This is a genomic window from Kitasatospora sp. NPDC056446 (assembly GCF_042796115.1).
Taxonomy (GTDB): Bacteria; Actinomycetota; Actinomycetes; order Streptomycetales; family Streptomycetaceae; genus Kitasatospora.
In genome coordinates this window covers 1-1,523 of the sequence record NZ_JBHTRF010000212.1, presented here as the reverse complement: position 1 = coordinate 1,523, position 1,523 = coordinate 1, and the positions used below count along the sequence as shown (strand labels likewise).

The window sequence follows — 1,523 nt, the reverse complement described above, 5'->3', positions numbered from 1 at the left end:
CCACACTATGATGTTCCCCTGGATGCAGGACTGCCAGATCAGTCCACGCGCGCATGGACACTTCTTGCGTACCTCAACGATGGGTTCGAAGGCGGGGAAACCCTCTTTCCTGCCTTCGACCTGAGTGTGCGCCCTCTTCGTGGCGCCCTGCTCATGTTCCGTAACCGTGGCCGACAACAGCGAAGCGTCAATCCGGGTGCGCTGCATGCGGGCCAACCGGTGACCCGCGGGAGCAAGTATGCCTGCAATATCTGGTGTTCAGATGCCAATTAGATGCCTGATCGCGGTCTTCTTTCTGTTCCATGCAGCCGTCGCCCCCGCCTTGGCCGATGCTGCTCCAAGCCTGCCTCCGGTTGCGCAACATCCAGTGTCATCGAAGCCAATGGTGCTTCCGAAGGCCACGGAACTGCCTGTCGGCCCCGCGGGCACCTGGCGGTCTCCAGTGTCTAACGGCGTGGATCGGCAGATCGCGGTACTGAGTGCGCCCGCCGGCGGATTCAAAGTGGTGTATGCGCAGTATCTCCGCGGCGACATGGACTCATCACGGCTGATGCAGATCCGGTCCTCTGATGGTCGCCTCATGGACCAGCCTGAGCCGCTGTCGTTTGGTTCAGTGCTGGAGGATGCTCCGGTGCTCGTTCACATCGATAACGATGCGTGGCTCTACTTTGCAGGCAGTGACGCTGATTTCAGCAATATCACGCTTTGGCGCGCGCGGGCCACGCCGCAGGGGTTTGGGGCGCCACAGCGGCTGCCGGATGTCCCGGGACTGACCCAGCTGGTCCAGGCACCTCGATGGGTGCAGGCAGAAGGCGATCTCTATCTGACATTCCGTGGAATGGGAACCGGTCCTCGCTGGATGTCGATGCGCAATGCCCGATCACCATCGGAGTTTCAGGGGGCGGCATCGACACCCGTGGCGTATCCGCGCGTGGTGCCGCTGGGCCAGCATGGCTGCTTCATGAGTTATCAGAAGGCGCCCGAAGGTGGCTACATGACAACGCTGTACAGCGTCAGCCCCGACTGCAGAACCTGGTCCGGCCCTGTGGAGCTTTCGCCAGCAAAGTCTCCGAACAAGCCGGATGTCCACGACGGGTTCGCGCTGCCTCGACAGGACGGCGGCGTGGACATCTACTATGTCTACCCTTCCTACAAGGGCGCCACAGCGCGGTTTCCCGTCAGTTTCGATCTGTACAGGCGCGCAGTGGATGTGCAGGGCAGGGCAGGTCCCGAGCAGCTCCTGACGGAACGGCTTGCCTACAATCCATTCGCTCCTTCCGCGCATCGAATGCCGGATGGGTCTGTCCTGGTCTCGTTCTCGGACATCGAGGCGCGCGGCGATGCTGGTGTGACCAAGGGACGACTGACGCTCTTCCGGATTTCCGGGGATGCGCCGATGGAGCCTGAGCGCCCTGGGCACCGCGACAGTGACAGCTGACGTGATCGTGTCGTCCGTCATGCCCCTTTCCCGGCAATCCAAGCGGCTGCGCACATGAAGGTCATCCTGCAGTCTGAAAGCGCCG

2 protein-coding genes are annotated in these 1,523 nt (G+C 62.1%); both read left to right on the top strand.

Features of this window, described 5'->3' with window-relative positions; all coding sequences use genetic code 11:
- A partial coding sequence (locus ACFQ6N_RS40745; protein ID WP_380659187.1) for a 2OG-Fe(II) oxygenase occupies nucleotides 1–273 on the top strand: 273 nt, incomplete at its 5' end.
- A 181-nt stretch (nucleotides 274–454) separates the two neighbouring features.
- Nucleotides 455–1,438, top strand: coding sequence for a hypothetical protein (locus ACFQ6N_RS40740; protein ID WP_141401632.1), 984 nt, complete (start codon nucleotides 455–457; stop codon nucleotides 1,436–1,438).
- Nucleotides 1,439–1,523 lie beyond the last annotated feature (85 nt).